Origin of the sequence: Jeotgalibacillus proteolyticus (assembly GCF_002926065.1) — a bacterium.
In the GTDB taxonomy this organism is placed as follows: Bacteria; Bacillota; Bacilli; order Bacillales; family Jeotgalibacillaceae; genus Jeotgalibacillus; species Jeotgalibacillus proteolyticus.
Window position 1 is genome coordinate 473,201 of the sequence record NZ_PREZ01000005.1, and the last position, 23,731, is coordinate 496,931.

General features: G+C 42.1%; 19 protein-coding genes and 1 pseudogene. 11 read left to right on the forward strand and 9 right to left on the reverse strand.

The window, feature by feature from the left end; all coding sequences use genetic code 11:
• The first annotated feature begins 93 nt into the window (after window positions 1-93).
• A complete protein-coding gene (locus tag C4B60_RS15360) occupies window positions 94-384 on the forward strand; it encodes a spore coat protein (RefSeq protein ID WP_104058896.1) in 291 nt (96 codons plus the stop codon).
• Between the two features lie 76 nt (window positions 385-460).
• Here C4B60_RS15360 and C4B60_RS15365 read toward each other — a convergent pair whose 3' ends face one another.
• Together C4B60_RS15365 and C4B60_RS15370 are read right to left on the reverse strand one after the other, a co-directional pair.
• Window positions 461-1,381: a dihydrodipicolinate synthase family protein gene (locus C4B60_RS15365; RefSeq protein WP_104058897.1), complete on the reverse strand. Its 921-nt coding sequence runs from the start codon at window positions 1,379-1,381 to the stop codon at window positions 461-463.
• 17 nt (window positions 1,382-1,398) lie between these two features.
• Window positions 1,399-1,651: pseudogene (locus tag C4B60_RS15370) on the reverse strand (YjhG/YagF family D-xylonate dehydratase); the annotation flags it as partial.
• Window positions 1,652-2,145: 494 nt separating this feature from the next.
• On the opposite strand from C4B60_RS15370, the gene C4B60_RS15375 reads away from it, so the two are divergent.
• From C4B60_RS15375 to arfA, 6 genes are all read left to right on the forward strand, one after another.
• Window positions 2,146-3,243, forward strand: coding sequence for a GntR family transcriptional regulator (locus tag C4B60_RS15375; RefSeq protein ID WP_104058958.1), 1,098 nt, complete (start codon window positions 2,146-2,148; stop codon window positions 3,241-3,243).
• Between the two features lie 344 nt (window positions 3,244-3,587).
• Entirely contained in the window at window positions 3,588-4,934 is a 1,347-nt protein-coding gene (locus C4B60_RS15380) for an ABC transporter substrate-binding protein (RefSeq protein ID WP_104058898.1), read from the forward strand.
• Between the two features lie 67 nt (window positions 4,935-5,001).
• Window positions 5,002-5,955, forward strand: coding sequence for a carbohydrate ABC transporter permease (locus C4B60_RS15385; protein WP_104058899.1), 954 nt, complete (start codon window positions 5,002-5,004; stop codon window positions 5,953-5,955).
• Window position 5,956: 1 nt separating this feature from the next.
• The gene (locus C4B60_RS15390) at window positions 5,957-6,793 is read left to right on the forward strand and encodes a carbohydrate ABC transporter permease (RefSeq protein ID WP_245154002.1); all 837 of its coding nucleotides are present in this window, start codon (window positions 5,957-5,959) and stop codon (window positions 6,791-6,793) included.
• Between the two features lie 34 nt (window positions 6,794-6,827).
• Window positions 6,828-7,466, forward strand: a complete 639-nt coding sequence (locus C4B60_RS15395) for a YesL family protein (RefSeq protein WP_104058901.1) — start codon at window positions 6,828-6,830, stop codon at window positions 7,464-7,466.
• 5 nt (window positions 7,467-7,471) lie between these two features.
• Entirely contained in the window at window positions 7,472-8,992 is a 1,521-nt protein-coding gene (gene arfA / locus C4B60_RS15400; RefSeq protein WP_104058902.1) for an arabinosylfuranosidase ArfA, read from the forward strand.
• Window positions 8,993-9,263: 271 nt separating this feature from the next.
• Here arfA and araA read toward each other — a convergent pair whose 3' ends face one another.
• The 4 genes from araA to C4B60_RS15420 all read right to left on the reverse strand — a co-directional run bounded on the left by araA (window position 9,264) and on the right by C4B60_RS15420 (window position 15,361).
• A complete protein-coding gene (gene araA, locus C4B60_RS15405; RefSeq protein WP_104058903.1) occupies window positions 9,264-10,748 on the reverse strand; it encodes an L-arabinose isomerase in 1,485 nt (494 codons plus the stop codon).
• A gap of 80 nt (window positions 10,749-10,828) precedes the next feature.
• Window positions 10,829-11,524 carry an L-ribulose-5-phosphate 4-epimerase gene (gene araD / locus C4B60_RS15410; RefSeq protein WP_104058904.1) on the reverse strand — a complete coding sequence of 232 codons (696 nt, stop codon included), beginning with the start codon at window positions 11,522-11,524 and terminating at the stop codon, window positions 10,829-10,831.
• The gene (araB, locus tag C4B60_RS15415; RefSeq protein WP_104058905.1) at window positions 11,509-13,206 is read right to left on the reverse strand and encodes a ribulokinase; all 1,698 of its coding nucleotides are present in this window, start codon (window positions 13,204-13,206) and stop codon (window positions 11,509-11,511) included. The genes araD and araB overlap by 16 nt, the downstream gene beginning before the upstream one ends.
• 436 nt (window positions 13,207-13,642) lie before the next feature.
• Window positions 13,643-15,361: an ABC transporter ATP-binding protein gene (locus C4B60_RS15420; RefSeq protein WP_104058906.1), complete on the reverse strand. Its 1,719-nt coding sequence runs from the start codon at window positions 15,359-15,361 to the stop codon at window positions 13,643-13,645.
• A 230-nt stretch (window positions 15,362-15,591) separates the two neighbouring features.
• Here C4B60_RS15420 and C4B60_RS15425 point away from each other — a divergent pair, with 230 nt between their 5' ends.
• On the forward strand, window positions 15,592-17,046 hold the full coding sequence (locus C4B60_RS15425) for an alpha-amylase (protein WP_104058907.1): 1,455 nt from the start codon (window positions 15,592-15,594) through the stop codon (window positions 17,044-17,046).
• A gap of 43 nt (window positions 17,047-17,089) precedes the next feature.
• Here C4B60_RS15425 and C4B60_RS15430 read toward each other — a convergent pair whose 3' ends face one another.
• Window positions 17,090-18,460, reverse strand: coding sequence for an aspartate kinase (locus tag C4B60_RS15430; RefSeq protein ID WP_104058908.1), 1,371 nt, complete (start codon window positions 18,458-18,460; stop codon window positions 17,090-17,092).
• A 190-nt stretch (window positions 18,461-18,650) separates the two neighbouring features.
• Between C4B60_RS15430 and C4B60_RS15435 the strand changes: the two genes are divergently transcribed.
• Entirely contained in the window at window positions 18,651-19,448 is a 798-nt protein-coding gene (locus tag C4B60_RS15435) for an NAD-dependent epimerase/dehydratase family protein (protein ID WP_104058909.1), read from the forward strand.
• A 72-nt stretch (window positions 19,449-19,520) separates the two neighbouring features.
• On the opposite strand, the gene C4B60_RS15440 is transcribed toward C4B60_RS15435, so the two are convergent.
• Together C4B60_RS15440 and C4B60_RS15445 are read right to left on the reverse strand one after the other, a co-directional pair.
• Window positions 19,521-19,751 (reverse strand): excisionase family DNA-binding protein, encoded by a 231-nt coding sequence (locus tag C4B60_RS15440; RefSeq protein WP_104058910.1) that lies wholly within the window; start codon window positions 19,749-19,751, stop codon window positions 19,521-19,523.
• A 29-nt stretch (window positions 19,752-19,780) separates the two neighbouring features.
• Window positions 19,781-21,034 carry a helix-turn-helix domain-containing protein gene (locus C4B60_RS15445; RefSeq protein WP_104058911.1) on the reverse strand — a complete coding sequence of 418 codons (1,254 nt, stop codon included), beginning with the start codon at window positions 21,032-21,034 and terminating at the stop codon, window positions 19,781-19,783.
• Between the two features lie 120 nt (window positions 21,035-21,154).
• Between C4B60_RS15445 and C4B60_RS15450 the strand changes: the two genes are divergently transcribed.
• Together C4B60_RS15450 and C4B60_RS15455 are read left to right on the forward strand one after the other, a co-directional pair.
• On the forward strand, window positions 21,155-22,453 hold the full coding sequence (locus C4B60_RS15450; protein ID WP_104058912.1) for an MFS transporter: 1,299 nt from the start codon (window positions 21,155-21,157) through the stop codon (window positions 22,451-22,453).
• A 120-nt stretch (window positions 22,454-22,573) separates the two neighbouring features.
• The gene (locus C4B60_RS15455) at window positions 22,574-23,551 is read left to right on the forward strand and encodes a zinc-binding dehydrogenase (RefSeq protein ID WP_104058913.1); all 978 of its coding nucleotides are present in this window, start codon (window positions 22,574-22,576) and stop codon (window positions 23,549-23,551) included.
• The last annotated feature ends 180 nt before the right edge of the window (window positions 23,552-23,731 follow it).

Sequence of the window (23,731 nt, forward strand, 5' to 3'; positions counted from 1 at the left end):
TCACTTATTTTTAAAAACAGGGATATTCATCCAAGAAGGAAACAGAGGTTAGGCATATGCTTTTAAAGAATAACTATTTAGGAGGGTATAATGATGAACAATGCTTTTCCAGCTTTATCAGATTACACATATGACAGCATCAGCGCAGAAGACCAGAGAATTAGACCGTTTGGCTTTGGGAGACCAGGAGGCTTCGGACGTCCATTTGGCTATGGCCGGCCATTTGGCTACGGACGCCCATTTGGCTACGGCTATGGCGGCTTCGGTTTTCCCGGTGCCTTTGCTGGCGGACTTCTGACAGGCGCATTGCTTAGCCCAGGCCTTGGTTTTGGCTACGGCTATCCATACCCTTACGCTCCTTATTATCCGGGCTATTATTATTAAGCCATTATCAAGCAAACAAAAAGAACTCAGGATTTCCCGGAGTTCTTTTTTAATACATTTTATTAGGTAAAATGTATTACTGAAATTGATTCACCAGCTTTAAACGAACGAGCGTTTCTTTTAACGTTTCTCTTTTTTCGTCAGGCAGCTTTCGGGAAGGCGGTAAAACAGCTGTTGATACGTCTAAACCGCATATGGTAATGGCCTCTTTTATCACGTTAACAAAAGGTGCATCGAGCTTATAAATGAATGGCAAAGAGGTTAAGGTTTTGTTTAATTCCAAAGCTTTTTTTGTGTCACCCTTTATAAAGCTTTTATAAAGATCTGCGGAAAGCTCAGGAGCAAAATTTCCAGTTGCAGCGATAATTCCATCGCCGCCAAGACTAAGTGTGTTTAAAAATAAATCTTCAAACCCACAAAACACACAAAACTCCGGTTTGTATTCCTTAACTGTACTTATAACCTCCCTTATGTGGCCTATACTGTCAACCGTTTCCTTAATCCCCACAATTGAATCGTACTCCTTAACGAGCTTCAGAATCAGTGATGGCGAAAGGTCCTGACCGGTCAATGCGGGGAAATTATAAAGTAATAATGGAAGTTCCGCTTCTTTGGCAATACTGCTGTAATGTTCATACAAATTCTCTTCGGAAAGCTTCATATAATAAGGGTTTATAACAACTGCCGCATCTGCGCCTATACGGGCTGCGTGAGCATTTAATTCCTTTACATCCCTCGTGCTTGTAGAACCCGTTCCAATCAAAACCGGCACCCGCCCATTTACCTCTTTAACGGCCAATTCAGCAATTTCTTTTCGTTCTTCAATGGATAATTGACTAAACTCTCCTCCCGTCCCTAGAAAAAACAGCCCATCTACACCCCTTTCGATGAGATGATTAATTAATTTTGCCATTCCTGCTTCATCAAAAGTTTCATCCTCACTAAAGATGGTGGATACAGGCGGGATAACTCCTTTAAACGCTGGGGTCCTGCTCATATTTTTACCTCCTGACATCAAATTGTTTTTTGCTCCTCGGTATACTTCTTCCCTTTTTCCAAAAGCTCAATAATTTGATCAATATCGTAAATGCCGCCTTTCCACGTGCCGCCGCTTGCTGCCTGGAGAGCCGGCAAAAGTTATGTATCGTCAGGAAGATCAGGATTTTCTATTTAATCACGCTTCCGAACCAATATGACCAAGACAGGCTCCCGTTGATACTCCCGAAAACCGTCCATCGGTTAACAGCGTGAAGTATTTTCCGTAAGAAAAAAAGTGTTCTGCATTATCAAATAATGTTCTTATTTATTCACAAAATGAGACTAGTGAATGTTTATTACTTGTACGGTTAGGTAAAATGTTTTATTGATATCCATATTGTTGCACTTTGGATAATTTTTTGCAATTAGTAATCAGAAAATTGCAAATGAAACCATCAATAAAACTCCTTATAGTCAATTCTAGTATCCCAGCTTGTCAGAAATTTTCCCTGCATGCCCCTTAAGATCCTCGATGACTACTTCAGCCTTCTCAATATGAGTGAGAAATTGTTCCTTTTAAATAGCCTTGCCCTTCTCTACTGTACTTTTTAATTGATTCACCTTATACCGAAAAATTATTAAACCCTCCGAAGTACTGCATCCAAATCTCCGCCACTTAGAATACCGGAAGAAAATTATGCTATTATGCTATTATACTTATACGCACAATTTTATTTTTAGTGAACGGATGGAGTGTTAGTAGTGAGTGAAGCAAAATATAAAATGGTTAAAAACTGGATAAAATCGAAAATACAGGACAGTACTTTTGTGCCTAGGCAAAAAATCCATTCTGAAAGTGAATTAATGGAGAAATTTACTGTCAGCAGGCATACGGTCAGAGTAGCTCTCGGAGAATTAGTAAGTGAAGGCTGGCTTTATAAGGAACAAGGGGCTGGAACGTATGTAGCAGAACGAACCGAAAAAATTATGGCTGTTGATACGGCTGCTTCTAAGAGTATCGCTATTATTGTTACCTATATATCTGATTATATCTTTCCCTCTATTATCCGCGGCGCAGAGAATGTATTAAGACAAGCCGGTTTCCAGGTAAGTCTGTTTAGTACAAATAGTGATCACAGCCAGGAAAGAAAAATATTAGAAACGATCATCTCCCGGAAATTCGATGGTGTAATTGTTGAGCCTACCAGAAGTGCAATTGCCAATCCAAATATTAATTATTATTTGAACTTAGAGGCTCAGAATATCCCTTATGTAATGATTAATGCAGCGTATGATGAGCTCGAACCCGTAAATGTTGTGTTAGATGATGAAAAGGGCGGATACCTTCAGACCGAGCATTTAATTAGTTCCGGCCATAACGATATCGTTGGCTTTTTTAAAAACGATGATTTACAAGGACTAAAAAGAATGAAAGGATTCATAAAGGCGCATCGTAAAAACGGCGTCCCAATTAACCCTGAAAATATTGTTACCTATTCAACTGAGGGTAAGTTTGCTAAACCGGTTGAAGCCTTAAAAAAGATAGTTCAGGATTCCCCGACCCTCCCGACCGGCATTGTGTGTTATAACGATGAGCTTGCGATGAAATTATTGGAGGTTTTAAGGCAGCATAATTTATGCGTGCCAGATGATATATCCATTATAGGATTTGATGATTCATTTTTTGCTGATGTATCAGAGGTAAAGCTGACGAGTATAAAGCATCCTAAAAGTGAGCTTGGTGAAATGGCCGCAAAAAAAATAATTGAACTCACTCAAAATGCAAAAACCAATAACGCTAAACTCGCTGAGCTAGAATCCCATTTATTTGAACCGGTCATTGTATATCGAAACTCCACAAAAGAACTAACGAAGAGCTGACCGCTTGTCCTTCGTTAGTTTTTTTATTTAAACAAAACAAGCATCCCTATTGCTCATCTGTCCTCTCCCCAAACCTGCTTAGAGGATTCTATCTCTACACCGTAATGATTTGCCCCCTTTTCCCTTGTACGTACGAAATGAAAGATATTCCGGATGTAATCCCATTTTTTGCTGTTGACATATACGTATATGTTTCTTATACTTGTTTTAATAAATGTATGCGCTTCCAAAAATATAACTGAAAATTTTGTTAATATAAGGGAAGGAGGATCGCTGTTATAAGCTCTATTGTTCCAAAACTTTGTTTGTTTAATAGATAAATAAATTAAAGGTGGGAATAAAAAATGAAAAAGAAAACTCTTTCTGCTTTAAGTCCTTTATCACTATCGCTGGTACTCGTTTTAGCTGCATGCAGTGGAGGAGAAGATGCCGCTGAATCATCTGAAGCTGATGAGGTAGAAGTTGCCGGTTCCGACATTGAAGATGCAACAGAATTAACTTTTTGGACCTTTGCCGGCACCCACGCAACCTTCTTTGCAAATGCAGCTGACAGATGGAACGAAGAAAATCCGGATAATCCGATCCAATTAACAGCTGAAACGTATCCATTTGACCAAATGCACAATAACCTATTAATGGCTTTACAATCAGGTTCTGGTGCACCTGATTTAGCTGATATTGAACTGGCTAAATTCTCTAACTTCCTTAGAGGCGATGTTCAATTAGAACCCCTTAATGATCTCATTGAGCCTGAACTGGATGGATTTATGGAAGAAAGATTAAACATCTATGCTAAGGATGGGAATTATTATGGAGCCCCTACCCACTTAGGCGCTTCAGTTGTTTACTACAATACTGAAATTATGGACCAGGCAGGCGTTGATATTGACTCAATTGAAACCTGGGATGATTACGTAGAAGCGGGACAGACGGTTGTAGAAGCAACAGGAAAACCAATGACAACAATTGCCGATAACTGGTACGGAATCTGGCCATATGTGGTGCAAAAAGGCTCTGACTTCTTTGATGAAAATGGAGAATTAACATTAGACAACGAAGAAAACATTGAAACACTGCAATTTATTGATGACTTAGTGAATGAATATGAAATTGCCGAGCTTGCTCCAGGAGGAGGATATCATTCTGAGGAGTTTTATGGCTTTATGAATGATGGCGGTCAGGCATCTCTAGTTATTCCAATGTTTTATATGAAGGATTTCACAACGTATATGCCGGATCTCGAAGGCAAAATTCAAATTCGTCCTATGCCGACATGGTCTGATTCAGACATCCAGACTGTCACCATGGGAGGAACCGGAACTTCTGTTATCAGTCAATCAGAAAATACTGATCTGGCAAAGGAATTTCTTTACTTCGCTAAAATGTCTAAAGAAGGAAATATACAGCTATGGAAAGAGCTTGGCTTTGATCCTCCTCGATGGGATGTTTGGGAGGACGAGGAAATGAGAGAAGATAATGTGTATTACCAATACTTCCACGATGATATTTTTGATATCCTACTGGGCATTAGAGATAATGTCGGAGGCATCCAAATAAATGAATACACGCCGGATGTTTTAACAGAGATTGATACGAACATTATGCACAACGTTCTAAGAGAGCAAAATCAGACACCGGAAGAAGCTTTGAAGCAATCGGCTGATACGATAAGACAGAAAATAGGAAATTAAAATACAGTGCACCATGGGCAGGCTCCCCCCTGCCCATGATCTACTATTTAAAGTTAGAAGGGATAATATGAGCGGATTAGATGTTAATAAAAGTAACAATCCATCCACTTTAGCACCTGCAAAGAGAGAGAATAAAATGTTGAGGTTTTTAAATTCAAAAAAAGTAGCTCCCTATATTTTTGTATTTCCATTTATTTTATCTTTTTCAGTCCTGACCCTTTACCCGACAATTCAAGCATTTATTATGAGCTTCCAGAGAATTCTTCCGGGTCAAGTTGAATTCATAGGACTACAAAATTACCAGCGGATCTTTAATCAGACTTTTTATAAGGCATTAGCCAATTCGACCATATTCATGCTTTTAACCGTATTAATTTTAGTCACTGTCCCTATTATATTAGCAATCTTACTGGACTCCAGATTAGTTAAATTTAAAACCTTTTTCCGTTCTGCACTGTTTATTCCGGCATTAACCTCTATTGTCGTTGCCGGAGTTATTTTCAGATTAGTTTTTTCAGAATCGGATCAGGCCATTGCCAATCAGATTGTAGGCTTCTTTGGCTTTGACCCGATCAGGTGGCAATTCACTGCGTGGTCAGGAATGTTTTTAATGGTCATGATGGCTTCCTGGAGATGGATGGGCGTCAACGTCTTATATTTTTTGGCCGGCTTGCAGAACATCCCTAAGGAATTATATGAGTCTGCTGAAATTGATGGAGCAAATATCTATCAAAGGTTCACAAATGTAACCCTCCCCTTCTTAAAGCCAATCATTATTTTTGTAACGACCATCAGTATCATTGGCGGTTTTAGAGTATTCGAAGAAAGCTATGTTATCTGGCAGGGAACTTCCCCTGGAAATATCGGATTAACACTTGTCGGAATGTTATATCAGCAGGGGATTCAACAAAATGATATGGGCTTTGGCGCTGCTATTGGTGTCATTCTGCTGATTCTAATATTTGTAGTGAGTATAATCTACCTTCTACTGACTGGTGCATTTAAAAGAGGTGATGAGTAGGATGAGAAAAAATAATACCTTAGCTAAATGGATCGCAAATAGTGCGTTTATACTTATCGCGTTTATTGCCTTGTTCCCTTTATTAAGCCTGATTATTTCCTCCTTTCGTCCATCGTCAGAATTAATGAGAAACGGAATATCTTTTTCGATTAATTGGAGTGAGCTCTCCCTTCGGAATTATATTCATATCTTTACTGACTCTCCTTCTTACTGGCAATGGTATGGAAATAGCTTAATCATTTCAACACTCACGATCGTATTATCGCTTTTCTTTTCATCTATGGTAGGTTACGCCCTAGCCGTATATAAGTTCAGAGGAAGAAACCTGCTGTTCCTGTTCGTACTGGTTATAATCATGATTCCATTTGAAATCCTTATGCTTCCGCTCTATCAATTAATGATTAATTTAAATGTTATTAATACGTATACAGGCGTGATGCTCCCATTAATCGTGGCTCCTATTGCTGTCTTTTTCTTCAGACAATATGCTATGGGTCTCCCGACTGAATTAATGGACTCTGCTCGAATTGACGGCTGTACGGAATATGGAATCTTCTTCAGGATCATGGCGCCTTTGATGCTTCCTTCATTCTCAGCTATGGCTATCCTGCAAGGCTTAAACAGCTGGAACAATTTTTTATGGCCGCTGCTTGTCATACGGTCAAACGATTTATTCACATTGCCTATTGGACTGGCGACATTGCTGACTCCTTACGGGAATAACTATGACACATTAATTGCAGGGTCTGTCATGACCATTATCCCAATCATTATTCTCTTTATCTTCTTCCAGCGATACTTTGTTGCAGGTCTTGCTTCCGGTAGTGTAAAAGGATGATCAAGACAACTACTTTTCAAAGAGGTGTCAGCGAATGACCAGCCAAAACATTGTAAACTCATTGGATAAAATCCTGACATGGATCATGCGCTTAGTACTCGTAAATGTATTATGGGTCTTATATACAATGCTTGGATTAATCGTGGGCGGAATCTTTCCGGCTACGATCGCGGCATTAAAAATTTTCAGGAAGTGGACCATGGGCGACCTCGATGTTTCAATACGGAAAACCTTTAAACAGGAATATCGAGAGGAGTTTATAAACGCTAATATAGTAGGCTGGATCCTTACCATCGCAGGGGCAGTTCTTTATACGAATTATTTAGCCATAAAAAGCATGGGTGATATCAACATCATTTTTTCTGTCGCCTTTTATCTCCTGATTCTTTTTTATGTGAATTTGGTTATATGGTCTTTCCCGCAATTAGCCCATTACAACGGAAATATTGCACACTTCTTTAGAAATGCCATCATCATTGGCTTTGGCCAGCTTCATTACACAATCGCGATCGGTATGTATCTTTTTATCGTGCTTTACTTTTCATTAAAATTCCCTGGTCTTCTCCCGTTTTTCACTATAAGCATCGCAGCTTACGGGTGGATCAGGCTGTCAATGAACCTATTCCAAAAAAATGATCAGAAAATGACTAAACCATTGTTGGTAGAGGGGTGACCTAAATGACCATAAGCAACAAAAAAGCGAAAATGGTAATTGACAAATCCTATAAAATAGCCGAAATTAATCCGAGAATCTACGGGTCGTTCATTGAGCAATTGGGGCGTGCTGTTTATGGCGGAATCTATGAACCTGCCCATCATACTGCTGATGAATATGGGTTTCGTCAGGATGTAATGGAGCTGGTGAAGGAGCTGCAGGTGCCGATTATTCGTTATCCAGGAGGAAATATGGTTTCAGCCTATAACTGGGAGGACGGGGTCGGACCGAAGGAATCGAGGCCGAAACGATTAGAATTGGCATGGAGTTCGCTGGAAACAAATGAGGTAGGGACGAATGAATTTGCAGCATGGGCTAAAAAGGTTAATGCCGAGGCAATGATGGCTGTAAATCTGGGCACGCGAGGAATAGACGCTGCACGAAATCTCGTAGAATATTGCAATCATCCAGGCGGTACGTATTGGAGCGATCTCAGAAAAGAGCATGGATTTCATGATCCACACAAAATTAAAGTCTGGTGTCTAGGAAATGAAATGGACGGCCCTTGGCAAATCGGCATGAAGACCGCATATGAATATGGCAGGCTCGCCAGTGAAACGGCAAAAGCCATGAGACTGGTAGATCCTTCAATAGAGCTAGTCAGCTGCGGCAGCTCCGGGTCCGGTATGGCAACTTTCCCAGAATGGGAAGCCGAAACACTGGAGCATACGTATGAATATGCCGATTATATTTCTCTTCATCAGTATTACGGGAATAGAGACAATGATACGGCAAACTTTTTAGCCAATTCATTAGATATGGATAATTTCATCAAAACGGTTATTTCCACTTGTGATTATATGAAAGCAAAGAAGCGCAGCAAAAAAACGATTAACCTAAGCTTTGATGAATGGAATGTATGGTTTCATTCAAATGACCAGGATAAAAAAGTTGAGCCATGGTCTAAGGCTCCCCCGCTTCTTGAGGATATTTACACATTTGAGGATGCGCTCCTCGTAGGCAGCATGCTAAATACATTATTAAAGCATTCAGACCGTGTGAAAATGGCTTGTATGGCGCAGCTGGTTAATGTTATTGCCCCAATTATGACTGAAACAGGCGGCGGTATCTGGAAGCAATCTATCTTTTATCCATACTACTATACATCGGTTTATGGCCGGGGAACTGCCCTTCATTCAATTGCCGATTCTCCTAAATATGATAGCAAAGACTTTACTGATGTTCCTTATTTGGATCAATCCGTTGTTTTTAATGAGGAAAAGGATGAATTAGTGATTTTTGCAGTTAATCGCAGTTTGGAAAATCAATTATTGGTTGATGTTGATATTCGATCGTTTGAAGGATACGAGCTGATTGAACATGTTGTGCTTGAAAATGACAACCCTAAAGCAGTCAACCTGCTTGGAAATGAGCAAGTAAAGCCTCACACCAGCCAGGAATCGTATATCGATAACAGTCATTTAACGGCTGTGCTGCCAAAGATGTCATGGAATATGCTTCGGTTGGGAAAACAGGAAGCTTGATTAATAAGAAAGAAGCAGGGGGCTGAGACATTTATTTGTCTCAGCCCCCTGCCCGGTTCACTGCGCTTCAGGGGGACGCTTTCCGCGGGGCGGGGCTTGAGCTAACTTGCTTTCAGCAAGTGGATCTCAAGCTCCCGCTTCATCCCGCAGGAGTCGCCCCCTTACGCTCCGTTCTCCTCACGTTTCTTATCGTAACAGTCTTCCATCATCTACCTTATGGAGTTAAATGCCATCCTCCTTATCTACATTACATTTCTTTATTCTGTGAAGATTATCGGTAGACTACATCATTCCATCGTATTTCATTCTTGAAAGCATGCTGATTGGTATCGTTATTGATTACCAGTAATTCAATCGAGGATAGTTCCGCAAAGTCGCGTAATTGCTCAGTTGATACGTTATAGGAGAAGCAGGTATGATGCGCACCGCCTGCCTGGATCCAGTTCTCCACTGCCTGGTTCAAAGATGGCTGGGCCTTCCATAGCACTCTTGCTACTGGAAGATTGGGCATGTCTTTTTCAGGCTGCACTGCGTCCACTTCATTTACAAGCAGGCGGAAGCGATGCCCAAGGTCAATAATGGTTGCATTTAACGCCGAGCCGCCTCTGCCGTTAAATACAATACGCGCCGGATCATTTTTGCCGCCAATACCCAGCGGATGAACATCTATTCTTGGCTTGCCGGCTGAGATCGTCGGGCAGATCTCAAGCATATGTGCGCCTAAAACCATTTCATTTCCTTCCTCAAAGTGATAAGTATAATCCTCCATAAACGATGTGCCTTCATTGCCCGCAATGATTTTCATGACACGAACTAGCGCCGCTGTTTTCCAGTCCCCTTCCCCTGCAAACCCGTAGCCTTGCTCCATTAAACGCTGGCAGGCCAATCCAGGAAGCTGGTCTATCCCGTGCAAGTCCTCAAAAGTGGTGGTAAAAGCAGTATACCCGCCTTCCTCAAGGAAAGCTCTCATTCCAAGCTCAATTCTTGCCTGATAACGTATTGCGTCTCTAATAGATCCTTCGCGATGCGCTTCTGATACGAACTCATACTTTTCTTTGTACACATCCATTAATTCATCAAGTGCTTCTTCACTTACTGCGTTAATATAGTCTGCCAGATCGCCTACTCCGTAACCATTAACCGTCCACCCAAATTTAATCTGGGCTTCAATTTTATCGCCCTCAGTTACCGCTACCTGCCGCATATTGTCACCAAACCGGGCCACCTTCAAGGTCTTGCTTTCAGCAAAGGCAGCACTTGTCCTCATCCAGCTGCCAAGACGCTCCCTCACTTCTTCACTTTCCCAGTGGCCTGCAACAATTTTACGTTTTACACCTAAACGACTTGTAATAAAACCATGTTCACGGTCCCCGTGTGCGGATTGATTCAGGTTCATGAAATCCATATCTATGCTGTCCCAGGGGATATCCCGATTAAATTGGGTGGCCAGATGCAAAAACGGTTTTTGCAATGAAGAAAGACCCGCTATCCACATCTTTGAAGGGGAAAACGTATGCATCCAGGTAATAATCCCTGCACAGTTCTCATCGGCATTCGCTTCGAGCACCAGACGGCGAATGGCATCTGCGTCTTTTACAACTGCTTTAAAAACTAATTCATATGGAATCCTTTCGTCCCTGTCCAATCCTTGTACCATTGTTTTCGAATGCTCTTCTACTGTTCTAATGACATCTTCTCCGTAAAGCATTTGACTGCCGGTGACAAACCAAAACTCATAAGGTTTAGTAGTTAACAAGATGAATCCCTCCTGGATAGAGTGAATGATTGCGCTAAATTTTCAGCAGGTTCAGACTGCCGCTTCGTTTCTCCGGTTCTTTATTTTTGTCCGTAGTATGCATTTTTACCGTGTTTTCTCATGTAATGCTTATCCAACAAAAATTGATCGATCGGCTCAATATCAGGGTTTAATTGAAACGTATGCCAGGCCATTTTGGCCACTTCCTCTAAAACCACGGCGTTATGTACCGCCTGATCAGGGTTTTTCCCCCAGCAGAACGGAGCGTGATTAGACACAAGAACTCCAGGCATTGCCGCCGGGTCCGTTCCATTTTTAGTAAAGGTTTCAATAATGGCATTTCCTGTTTCAAGTTCATAGGCCCGATCAATTTCTTCCCGGGTCAGTCCCCGGGTGCAGGGAATCTCATTATGGAAGTAATCTGCGTGAGTAGTTCCAAGCGGCGGAATCCCCCGTCCTGCCTGGGCCCAGGTTGTGGCCCACGGTGAATGTGTATGGACAATTCCTCCGATCTCTGCAAATGCGCGGTAAAGCGCAAGATGAGTCGGGGTGTCTGAGGAGGGTCGCAATGAGCCTTCCACAACAGTCCCCTCTAAATCTACTACTACCAAGTCCGCTGCTTTAAGCTGTTCATAAGGAATGCCGCTCGGCTTGATCACTACAAGGCCCTGCTCGCGGTCAATTCCGCTTACATTCCCCCACGTAAACGTAACCAATCCATGCCTTGGAAGGTCCAGGTTTGCTTTCAAAACGTCCTGCTTCAGTTGTTCGAGCATACCTTCTCCCCCTTCCTGGCGGTTTCTGCTTTGATTTTTTTCAGGGTCTTCATCACATTATTTTCACCGCGTCCGAAATACTCATATAGCCTGGCGTATTCAGTAAACAATTGCTCATAGACCTCAGAATTTTTTTCAATCGGCTGATAGACTTTTTCTTTTACTTTCCCCATATCTTCTGCTGCTTTTACGATGCTTTCATAGCCGCCCCGTTCTTTCCCTGCTGCTACAGCTCCAAACATTGCTGCACCGAGAGCAGGTGTTTGGGAAGAGGCTGAAATTTTGACATCCATTTTTAATACATCTGAATAGATCTGCATCATTAATCCATTTTTTTCAGCAATCCCGCCAGCTGCATATACTTCATTTACAGGTACACCATTGCTGCGAAACGTTTCAACAATCATTCGTGTCCCATATGCAGTCGCTTCAATTAACGCACGGTAAATCTCTTCAGCCTTGGTAAGCAGAGTAGATCCTATAAGCAATCCGGTCAGATTAGCGTCAACAAGTGTTGAACGATTGCCATTCCACCAATCCAGCGCTAATAGCCCGCTTTCTCCTGCCTCAAGCATGCTTGCTTTTTCAGTTAGAAGCTGATGAATACCTATTCCACCTGCCTCCGCTTCCTCATAATAATTTGCCGGCACGCAGTTCTCTGTAAACCATTCAAAGTGGTCGCCTACGCAGGATTGACCTGCTTCATATCCCAGGTATCCAGGCAAAACACCATCCTCCACAACTCCGCACATACCAGGAACTATTTTTTCTTCCTCGCCTAATAAAATATGACAGGTGGAAGTACCCATAACCATTAAGAGCTTTCCAGGTCCTGTGATTCCTACTGCCGGAACCGCCGCATGTGCATCGACATTTGCTATGGCTACCGCTGTCCCCGGGATCAGGCCAGTAAGCTTCGCAGCTGCGTCCGTGATCTCTCCGGCTTTTGAACCGATGGAAAAAATCTCTGACGATAATTTTTCTTCAACGACATTTTCCAGACGGGGATCGAGCGCTTTAAAAAAATCTTTGGATGGGTACCCTTCCTGCTTGTGCCAAATCGCTTTGTACCCGGCTGTACAGCTATTTCGTTTTACTGATCCAGTTAATTGAGAAATGACCCAATCAGTGGCTTCAAGGATCTGATCTGCAGCTTCATAGATTTCCGGAGCTTCATTTAAAATCTGCCAAACCTTCGGAATCATCCACTCTGAAGAAATTTTACCTCCATAGCGCTGCAGAAAATTCTCCCCGCGCTCTTCTGCAATTGTATTTAAACGGTCAGCCTCATCCTGTGCTGCATGATGCTTCCATAGTTTTATGTAGCTATGAGGATTCTGGCTATATTCCTGCTTTAAGCATAATGGTGTTCCATCTGAATCCACCGGCAAAACCGTACAAGCTGTAAAATCAATTCCCAGGCCGATAACCTCTTCAGGTAAAACACCTGCATCCGACAGCACCTTCGGAATGGTTACGCTTAAAACCTCCAGATAATCCGATGGATGCTGCAAAGCCCAGTCATGCTCAAGCTTCGTTTTGCCATCAGGTAGGTATTCATCTATCACTCCATGAGTATATGGTTTGATAGCTGTCGCGACTTCTTTTCCAGTACCGATTTCAACCAGGACCGCTCTTCCTGATTGAGTTCCATAATCAACTCCTATTGAATACTTAGCCATTTTTTATCCCCTGCCTTTAACAAGAATCGTTTAGAAGTGAACCTCAAGACTGGTGCAATACATCTTAGAAACCGAACCCTATAACAACCTGCCAACTTATACGATTATGATAGAACGGAAATGACAACATGTACGTATAACCTTATATTAATTTTATCACTTCATTTTCTTTTTTCAATACTTTTACGCATTATTTTGTAAACGCTTTCTAGAATAGGATAACTTTTATTATAAGGGAATTTCCTCAACATCGAGAGCCATACCTATACTTTTTAATACTGTTGAAATTAATAGCGTTTAACTAATCGTACGTACAAAAAGAGGTCAATTTTTCATACAAGTTGAAAATGTGTCAATATGTTATGAATAACAGATTAGTTCCTCATTTTAATAGAAAAAAGCAGCTGAGGATCATCTGTCCCCAGCTGCTTTTTTGTTACCCCTGTTCATACTGTACACGGTGGAGGTTGGCAAAGATCCCTTCCATTTCAAGGAGCTCTTCGTGCGTTCCATCCTCGGCAATTCCTTCCTCTGTCACCACAATGACACGGTCTGCCTTGCGGATCGTCGCCAGACGGTGGGCAATGACCAGCGTTGTTCTTCCTTTAGATAATTCAGCAATCGCATCCTGAATGATCGATTCTGTTTCTGTATCAAGTGCGGAGGTTGCTTCATCGAGAATTAAAATAGGCGGATTTTTTAAGAACATCCGGGCAAGAGCAATTCGCTGCTTCTGACCGCCGGACAGCTTAAGTCCTCTCTCCCCTATTTGTGTATCATAGCCCATCGGAAGAGATTCCACGACTGATTCCAGATTGGCGCGTCTTGTTGCCTCCCTGATCTCTTCATCAGCTGCCCCAAGCTTTCCATAGGCAATGTTTTCGCGAAGAGTTCCGGTAAATAAAAATACATCCTGCTGAACGATTCCAATTTGATTTCTCAAAGAGGCCTTTGTCATATCGCGAATATCGATTCCATCGATCGTAATGGAGCCTTTTTTTACATCATAAAATCTCGGAATTAATGAACAGATCGTGGTTTTCCCTGCTCCAGATGGTCCTACAAATGCCACTGTTTCCCCCTGGTTTAGCGATAAGGAAATATCATTTAATACCGGCTTATGTTCATCATAGCTGAAGGTCACCTTGTTGAATGCGATCGAACCATTAAGCTCATTTACCTCGACCGCATCCGGGCGGTCTGTGATGTCAGGATACTGATCAAGCAGGTCAGTAAACCGTTTGAATCCGGCCATACCTTTTGGATACATTTCAAGTAAGGCTGAAATTTTATCAATCGGCTTAAACAAGACGTTTATATAAAGGACAAAACCGACTAATTCTCCGTAGGACAGCTCGCCTGTAAAGCTTAGCCACGCACCAAAGACAAGAACCACTAATATGATCATCCGCGTCATCATGTAAATGCCCGATGAGCTGAACGACATGACCTTATAGGCGCTGATTTTTGATTTACGGTACGTTGAATTATCAGTTGTAAAACGCTTTATTTCGTGGTTCTCATTTGTGAATGATTGAACCACCCGCACACCGGAAACACTATCTTCAACGCGTGCGTTTACCTCGGCAATATTACCGTACATTCTCTTCCACGCTTTATTCATTTGAATATTGCAGTAGGTGATGAGCCAAATTAAAAACGGAACAACGATAATCGCGACTAAAGCAAGCTTTACGTTGATCGTAAGCATAATCCAAAACGCTCCGATAAACGTCATAAAAGCAATAAAAATATCCTCCGGACCATGGTGAGCTAGCTCCCCTATGTCAAACAGATCATTTGTGATTCTGCTCATGATATGACCGGTTTTTGTGTTATCAAAAAATCGGAAGGATTGCTTTTGAACATGCTCAAATAGCTCCTGCCTCATATCGGTTTCAATATTAATTCCAAGCTTATGCCCCCAATAATTCACCACATACTGGAGAGACGTGCTCATCATGTACAGCCCGAGCAAAATAAAGCTGACCCAGGTAATCGCCTGCCAGTTCCCTTCAGGCAGCAGATCATCAATGAACCAGGCAACCGCTAGCGGAAATCCGAGCTCCAGCAGCCCTACTACTACCGCACAGCTAAAATCAATCGCAAATAGCTTGCGGTGGGGCTTATAATAACCAAAAAATCTTTTTAGCATAATAGGTTCTCCTCGCATTTTTTTACAGCAATATCTTTATTTTACAAGAAAACAAAGTCGAATCCAGTCTTTTTTTAGGGAATCGAAACTATTTCTTCCTATTTAAAGGTTTTTAAAATTGTGGATAGGGGTAGATACCTTCATCTGACGTTTTTATTTTTATGTCATATTTATACTTTCATCAAAAAGGTTAGTAGCTTTTTATATAGAGAACCAAGGAGGAATGAAAAGTGGGAAGAAATCATACCATGATACAGTTTTTTGAGTGGCATTTAGCAGCGGATGGTGAACATTGGAACAGGCTTCGTGATGCTGCGCCTGATTTAAAGGCAAATGGAATTGATGGTGTGTGGATTCCTCCTATTACAAAAGGTCAGTCTGCAGATGACACCGGCTATGGTGTTTACGACTTGTATGACTTGGGAGAATTTGATCAAAAAGGTACCGTGCGTACAAAATACGGAACAAAAGATGAACTTCATGAAGCCATAGCTGCCTGCCATGAGCATGGGATCTGCGTATATGTGGATATCGTTATGAACCATAAGGCCGGTGCAGATGAAACTGAATCGTTTAAAGTAATTGAAGTAGATCCGGATAATCGGCTGGTAGATATATCGGAACCGTTTGAAATCGAAGGCTGGACAAAATTCACCTTCCCTGGACGTGGAGATAAATACTCTGATTTTAAATGGGATTTCAATCACTTTAACGGAACAGACTGGGATGAAAAAGAAGGCAGAACCGGCTTCTTCCGAATTCTAGGAGAAAACAAAGGCTGGAATGAGAATGTCGACGACGAATTTGGAAATTATGATTATTTAATGTTTGCCAATATTGACTATAAACACCCGGAAGTTCGGGATGAAGTGATTAGCTGGGGTAAGTGGCTGCCAGATACGATCTCGTGTGACGGTTACAGATTGGATGCGATTAAACATATCAGCCATGAATTTATTGGTGAATTTATTCGTGAAGTTAAAGAGCATACTGACAATTTCTACGTATTCGGCGAATATTGGAATGACGATATTGAAGCCTGCGGAAATTTCTTAGAGGAAACAGATTTTCAACTTGATTTATTTGATGTCACCCTTCATTACAATTTGCATGAAGCCTCAGTAAAAGGGAACGAGTTTAATTTACCATCTATCTTTGATAATACACTCACGAAGGAATATCCTTTAAATTCTGTAACATTTGTTGATAATCACGATTCACAGCCAGGAGAATCGCTTGAATCCTGGATTGAGGACTGGTTTAAACCAAGTGCTTATGCACTGATTCTGCTTCGAAAAGATGGCTATCCTTGTATTTTTTACGGCGATTATTTTGGAATTGAGGGAGACGGTCCTATCGAAGGGAAAAAAGAGCAGATCGATCCTCTTGTTTACGTGCGTGCGCATAAAGCATATGGTCAGCAGGATGATTACTTTGATCACCCAAACACAATCGGATGGGTGCGCCGGGGATCTGAGGAATTCCCTCATTCCGGGTGTGCAGTTGTGATCACTAATAGTGGAGCTGGAGAGAAACGCATGTTTGTTGGAAAGCTGCGTGCCGGGGAGCAATGGGTTGATTATACAAAATCCCATGAGGACCGCGTCGAAATTGACGAAGAAGGCTACGGTGTCTTCCCAGTTACTGCCGGTGGAGTTTCAGTTTGGGCTTACCCTGGATTTTAATCAATACAAACAAACACGCCTGGTGAAATCACCAGGCGTGTTTTTAATGAATTGCTTTTTCTGTTGAAGGAAAATAAGCATTATACAGACAGTTAACAGCTCGTGTGACGGATTCTTCATCAACACCAAACATCATGCTCACCTCTGAGGAGCCCTGGTTAATCATCTTTATATTGGAACGGGATTCGGCAAGTGCCTGGGCCGCTTTTGCTGCAACACCCACAGCCTCCTTCATCCCCTCTCCAACGACCATAATCATTGCCAGCTTTCGTTCGATGTTTATGTCATCCACATCAAGCTCTTCTTTTATACGCTGAAGTACACGCTCTTCTTTACCATTTACCAGCTGATGAGAGCGAAGAATAATGGACATATTATCAATTCCAGAAGGTGTGTGTTCATAGGAAATGCCTTCGTCCTCTAAGATCGTCAGTAAACGGCGCCCAAAACCAAGCTCTCTGTTCATTAAATACTTGGTAATATTCAAACTGCAGAAGTCATTATCACTCGCGATCCCAATAACCGTCTGCCCTTTTAGCTCCCGCTTTAGCACAATACGCGTCCCTTCCGCTTCAGGGCGGTTTGTATTTTTCACCCGTACCGGAATTCCTTTTTGAAACACAGGCTGAAGTGCCTCATCATGAAAAACCGAAAAGCCGGAATACGCAAGCTCTCGCATTTCCCTGTAAGTGATTTCCTTTAGTTCCCTAGGGTTTTTAACCATTTTGGGACTCACACAATAAACCGAATCTACATCTGTAAAATTCTCATACTCTACCGCATTTAATCCTGCAGCAATAATCGAACCTGTTATATCTGACCCCCCTCTTGGGAAGGTAACAATATTCCCCTGGTAGGAGTAGCCGAAGAAGCCCGGGATAACCAGGATCCCTTCCCGGTTGCGGAGCTCAGCAATACGTTCATATGCTTCAGGCAGGATCTGAGCATTCCCCGGCTCATCTGTCACGATGACTCCTGCTTCCTTTGGTGATATGTAGGAAGCCTGATGGCCAAGAGACAGTAAATAAGCGGTCATAACCTTGGCATTATTATCCTCACCGCTTGATTTCAACGCATCTAAAAGCCTTTCCTCATCTTCTTTATAAAGAGAGATCAGTTCCTCCAGTCTGCCTTTAATTGTCTGGATAAGTGAAGAGTCGAGATGTAATTCGCTTATAATTTCATTGTAGCGATCAAGAACCTTTGCCATTACAGCTTGATCCGTTTTTCCATTGTTGATGCTTTCAGCCAGCTCAATCAAAAGATCTGTAGTTTTTTGGTCCCCGTCAAATCGCTTGCCAGGAGCTGAGACGATGACGGCTTTCCGTTCTTTATCCGCTAAAATGATCTCAGCAACCTTTTTGTATTGCTCGGCGCTTGCTACTGAGCTTCCTCCGAATTTAACAACCTTCATAAAGGCAAAACTCCTTTATCTTATTGTCCTCTTTGAAAAGACATTTGTTCTTCCTCTGTGGAATTTTAAAGATTAGTATACTAGAAGTATGGATCATTGTCACCTATCAATTAAAAACCTTTGTATAAAGTAGGTTGTATTTAGAAAAAATGGGTAAAGAGTTTTATGAACCAGAAAGGTGGAGATAGATATGGGTAAAGTTTTATTAACAGGATCTTCAGGCGGATTAGGAACCGTTTTGACAAAAGCGCTGGCTGATGAATTTGATTTGGTTTTAACAAACCGGTCAGAACCGGAGGAAGAAATCCCGGGTGATATTCCTTTCATCAAAGCAGATTTAAATGATTTTGATGCAATCGAATCTATTTTTAAAGACCATGATATCGAAACCGTTCTTCATTTTGGAGGTCTCCCGGTTGAAAATGAATTTGAAAAAATTCTGGACGCTAACTTAAGAGGAACCTACCATATTTATGAGGCCGCACGGTTGCATGGCGTTAAAAGGGTAGTGTATGCAAGCAGTATTCATGCTGTCGGCTTTTTAGATGCACGAAATGCACCCTACGATATTCATACTGAAACACGTCCTGATACTTTTTATGGTTTAAGTAAAGTATATAATGAGGATCTTGGCAAGTTATATCATGATAAGTTTGGCATTGAGGTCGTAAATCTTCGCATTTGCGGATGTGTCGAGGAACCGGATTCAAAGGAGCATTTAATGATCTGGCTAAGCCATGACGACCTGATTCAGCTGGTGAAAAAATCAATCACTGCTGAAATTGATGAAGTAGTCACTATCTACGGAATCTCTGCCAATACAAGGTCGTTCTTCTCAGTAGATAAGGATAACCCGCTTGGCTATCAGCCTAAGGATAATGCAGAGGATTATATTCACAAGCTCCCCGACAGCTTCGGGCATGAGGATGACCGGAAATTTGTCGGCGGGCACGCATTTGTAAAAAAGGATGCTGCCCTTAAAGAGTAAATCCAAAAAAATGAAAAGTGCCGGTGCTTCCCAAATACCCTGAGGAAGAACCGGCGCTTTTTTTGTATTCACTTAATCTTCGTCTTTAACATCCACGCTTTCAGGGATCGGTTCATTACGCCATTCCTCAAGCAGTTTTTTCGCCTGCTCCAGCTGCTCAAAATGGGTATTGAATTGTTCTTTATTCAGCAGGTATTGGCTGCCGTCGTGAACCACCCTGATCTTCCCTTCGTTGATAAGCGCAGTCAGGTTATATTCAGAAATAGATAAATATACTGCTGCCTCTTTAATCGTCATATACATTCTTTTAACACCCTTCTTATAGAGTATTACTATTTAGCTTTCATTTTAATCCTTTCAAGCGTTTCCTCTATAAATTTATGATAAGGGGTTTCCGGCAGCGGTGCAACCAGGTCAATTGAACTTTCAGCATACGAAAGCGCCTTACTTATATCCCCCTTTTCAAGCCACGCCAATGCCCGGTAAGAATCAATGGTAGAGAGCATGGCAAGATCAAACGGATGGCTTGGTTGAAGAGGAAAAAAAAACTGATCAAATTGCTCTAATGCATCATCCACCATTTCCTTCCCTAAGTACGCCTTCCCTTTTTCCAGATAATAATAGCCCGATGATTCATGAACAAACAGCGGCGCAAAGGTTTTTTCTTCGTTTAAGATTGAAAGCGCCCTGTCAAAATCCTTTGTAAGCTCATTATGATAATGAGCTTCAATTAATTGACTGGCAGCAATTGACCCGCTGCTATCCGTAAATTCCGCAAACTGTTTGGCCTTAAGTAAATAGCGGTTAAAGGAATCAATATCTTTATGAAGGAGCGCATAAAAGGCCCCTACCCGATAGATGTCATCCATTCTGTAGAAGACACCTTTTCGTTTGGAAAAGGTAATCAGCCGGTCTAAAACGGCTTTCCCTTCTGTATATTCTCCAGTCGCAAAGAGCGTAATCATCTCCAGAAAATCGTAGTCAATCTGGACCGTTGGCTCCAATACGATAATTTTTTCTTTATATTCATTAATGATTTTATATAAATAATGAAGTCCTTCTTGATAATTTTCTTCCTGCAGCTTTTCATAAACAAAACGGCTTTTTGCTTTAAATGCCTGATTATACAAAGAAAGAGATTCATACATTGCGATTGCTTTCTGTATTAATTGCTTTCCCTTCTCTTTTTCCTCCGTATTCATTAAACAGCGGCCGCCAAGCTCATATAAACGCCCAGTCTCATAGGTCGTCGGCAATGCCTGCTCATAAACCGGAGCAAGAGTAAGATACACTTCATGATAATGTTTCTTCAATTCACTGTACGGCTTGCTTTCCGCTTCTTCGATCAGGTCCTCTGTTTTTGCAAGGAGCTGTTTTATTTCTTCACTAGATCTTTCCTCAAGAAGAACATGAACCTCAATTCCCAGCTGTTTTGCAATCCAATTCAGACTTTCCATCGAAGGCTTGGCATGTCCGTTTTCAATCAAACTGAGCATCCCTTTTGAGAGATGGTCTCCAGCCACATCCAAAAGTGTCATGCCCTTCTCTTTACGAAGCATTCGAATGCGTTCTCCAAGTTCCTTCATTGCAGCGTCACGTTCCTTTCTCGACAGTTTAATTATATTAAACTGTCTATTGAATGGAAAGTGAGAAGGTGCTATTATAAGTTTAATTAAATTAAACTGTTAAATAAAGGGGATTTTACCATGAGTGAAGCTCTTCAAATGAAACGTGCCAGCCGCAATCTTGTTTTGTTTACAGGAAGTGAATTTATTGGAACAATTGGTTCCTCTATTTATATGTTTGGAATCGGACTTTTTGTGTTAGGACTAACCGGCTCAGCTACAAACTTCGCCCTGACGATGCTTTGCTCTATGGTCCCCCGCATCCTTCTTTCCCCCGTCGCCGGCCATCTCGTCGACCGATGGCCAAAGAAGATTGTTGCAGTTATCTCACATGCCCTTATGGCATTGACAATGGCGATTGTCCTCAGCTACACGCTAGCTTTTGAGCTGTCATTGCCCCTCATCTATGGAACGGCTGCGATGCTCGCCATTTTTGCTACTTTTGCAGGGATCAGCCTTACTGCCTCTATTGCTAACTTCGTAGATGAAAACAGGATTCAGCGGGCGGTTTCTCTCACTCAATCTTCTAATTCACTGGCAGCTATTTTAGGACCGATTGCAGGTGGCGTAATGTTCGGCTTTTTCTCCATTGAAGTCTTCCTGATCTGCCATGCTTTAGCATACTCGATTGTTACCCTGCTTGTTGCAAATATGCATTTTAATTTATTCCGCAGTTTTGCTTCTGAAGATGATCAGCCCGAGGAACAACTGCCGATGCTGACCAGTATTAAAGAAGGCGCTCTTTATGTTAAAAATCACCCTCTTCTCTTTGCCATCATGACCGTTGCCCTTTGGGTTAACTTTTTTTTCATGGCGAGCGCAGTGGGGCTCCCATTCATCTTTGTTGAGGTGCTGGAAGGAACCTCCAACCAATTAGGTGTGGTCCAATCGATGCTTGGTGCCGGTACGCTCTTAACCTCCATTTATCTTTCAACCCGCAAAGAGATAAAAAAACCAATTAAAACCGTCCGGGGAGGTCTGCTCTTTATTTCTCTTGCCTTAGGACTTATGGCGATACCTCTGCTCATTTCTATGCCTAACTTAGGTTTTGCTGCTTTCTATATGGGAATTGCGTTACTTATGGGAGTTCTTATGGTGATCGTCAATACACCCATCCAGGTTCTGCTGCATAAAACAACGCCGGATCACTATAAAGGGAGAGTGTTTGGTTTAATCGAGATGCTTGCATCAGGGATTTCCCCTCTTGGAATTGTGCTGTTCGGATTTTTGTACGACTCTGTTTCGCCGCAATGGATTCTTATCGTGTCAGCTGCGCTTCTATTCCTTGTGACACTTTACGGGATGCGTCCTTCCCGTGTGAAGGATACAGAGCCTAAGACAGAGGTTAAAGAAGAATTGGCAGAAACCCTTTCTTCTTAAAACAATCGATGAAAAAGTCATGCTAACGAGCATGGCTTTTTGTTTGTTTATCGAGCCCGCATTGTCGGGTAAAAAGAAAAATATGAATTGATTTTGATAATCGGTTAGGAGGATATTAAAATGAAAGCATTACTTTTAGAAGAAAAAGGTAAATGGAAGGACATGAAGGTAAGTGAATTGGACACGCCTTCTCCAGAGGCAGATGAAATCCTTGTTAATGTAAAAGCAGCCGGGCTGAACCCGGTAGACTATAAAACCGGGAGCAACGGCTATCCTGGATGGACGTTCCCTCACGTATTAGGTCTCGATGTTGCCGGGGTTGTGGAAGAGACCGGGGCTGAAGTTACAGATTTTAAGGCTGGAGACCGTGTAGTATTTTTAAACGATATGTCCAGACACGGAGGATTTGCTGAGTATGCTGTAACAAAAGCACATACGGTTTCGAAGCTGCCTGATTCTGTTCAATTCGAAGATGCTGCTGCACTCCCGGTAGCTGCTTACACTGCATACCAGGCACTGTTTTTTAAGCTGCATGTCCAAAAAAATAAAACCATACTTATTCATGCTGGAGCCGGCGGGGTCGGAGGCTTTGCTATCCAGCTTGCCAAATACGCCGGATTAACCGTTATTACAACCGCTTCAGAAAAGAAGCACTCCTATGTGAAACAGCTTGGAGCGGATTATGCAATCGATTATAAAAATGAAGATTTTGTTCAAAAAACAAAAGAAATTACGAATGGGCTCGGCGTTGATTATGTGCTTGATACTGTGGGCAGAGAAAATGCAACAAAATCACTTGAGACACTCGCCTTTAACGGACAGATCGCTTTTATTGCCGGTCAGCCTGAGATGAATGACTCCATCTCATTCGGCCACCCTATTTCCTTCCACCATGTAGCGCTTGGAAGCGTCTACCAATCCTGCAACCGGGCAGAAGAAGAAACGTTAAAGCAAATAGGAGATCATCTGGTGGAGCTGCTCGCCGAAGAAAAGATTCACTCATTAGTAGAGAAAGTACTTTCCTTGGAAGAGGTTCCAAAAGGGCTTGAGGAGCTTGAAAGCCGGGGAACCACAGGGAAGATTGTGGCAAGGATTTAATCGAGTGCAAGAGATAATTTTAGAAACGTGAGGTGAACGGAACGGAAGGTGGCGACTCCTGCGGGATATAGCGGGAGCTTGAGATCCACTTGCGAAGCAAGTTAGCTCAAGCCCCGCCCCGCGGAAAGCGTCCGCCTGAAGTGCAGTGAGCCGGATAAAAGAAAATAAGCCACACATTTG

Coding starts and splice junctions, on each gene's coding strand:
- C4B60_RS15450 (WP_104058912.1), top strand. CDS start 21,155: ATGAGTGAAGCTCTTCAAATGAAACGTGCCAGCCGCAATCTTGTTTTG.
- C4B60_RS15390 (WP_245154002.1), top strand. CDS start 5,957: ATGAGAAAAAATAATACCTTAGCTAAATGGATCGCAAATAGTGCGTTT.
- C4B60_RS15430 (WP_104058908.1), bottom strand. CDS start 18,460: ATGAAGGTTGTTAAATTCGGAGGAAGCTCAGTAGCAAGCGCCGAGCAA.
- C4B60_RS15375 (WP_104058958.1), top strand. CDS start 2,146: ATGGTTAAAAACTGGATAAAATCGAAAATACAGGACAGTACTTTTGTG.
- araB (WP_104058905.1), bottom strand. CDS start 13,206: ATGGCTAAGTATTCAATAGGAGTTGATTATGGAACTCAATCAGGAAGA.
- araD (WP_104058904.1), bottom strand. CDS start 11,524: ATGCTCGAACAACTGAAGCAGGACGTTTTGAAAGCAAACCTGGACCTT.
- C4B60_RS15360 (WP_104058896.1), top strand. CDS start 94: ATGAACAATGCTTTTCCAGCTTTATCAGATTACACATATGACAGCATC.
- C4B60_RS15455 (WP_104058913.1), top strand. CDS start 22,574: ATGAAAGCATTACTTTTAGAAGAAAAAGGTAAATGGAAGGACATGAAG.
- C4B60_RS15435 (WP_104058909.1), top strand. CDS start 18,651: ATGGGTAAAGTTTTATTAACAGGATCTTCAGGCGGATTAGGAACCGTT.
- C4B60_RS15445 (WP_104058911.1), bottom strand. CDS start 21,034: ATGAAGGAACTTGGAGAACGCATTCGAATGCTTCGTAAAGAGAAGGGC.
- C4B60_RS15395 (WP_104058901.1), top strand. CDS start 6,828: ATGACCAGCCAAAACATTGTAAACTCATTGGATAAAATCCTGACATGG.
- arfA (WP_104058902.1), top strand. CDS start 7,472: ATGACCATAAGCAACAAAAAAGCGAAAATGGTAATTGACAAATCCTAT.
- C4B60_RS15420 (WP_104058906.1), bottom strand. CDS start 15,361: ATGCTAAAAAGATTTTTTGGTTATTATAAGCCCCACCGCAAGCTATTT.
- C4B60_RS15440 (WP_104058910.1), bottom strand. CDS start 19,751: ATGTATATGACGATTAAAGAGGCAGCAGTATATTTATCTATTTCTGAA.
- C4B60_RS15380 (WP_104058898.1), top strand. CDS start 3,588: ATGAAAAAGAAAACTCTTTCTGCTTTAAGTCCTTTATCACTATCGCTG.
- C4B60_RS15385 (WP_104058899.1), top strand. CDS start 5,002: ATGAGCGGATTAGATGTTAATAAAAGTAACAATCCATCCACTTTAGCA.
- C4B60_RS15365 (WP_104058897.1), bottom strand. CDS start 1,381: ATGAGCAGGACCCCAGCGTTTAAAGGAGTTATCCCGCCTGTATCCACC.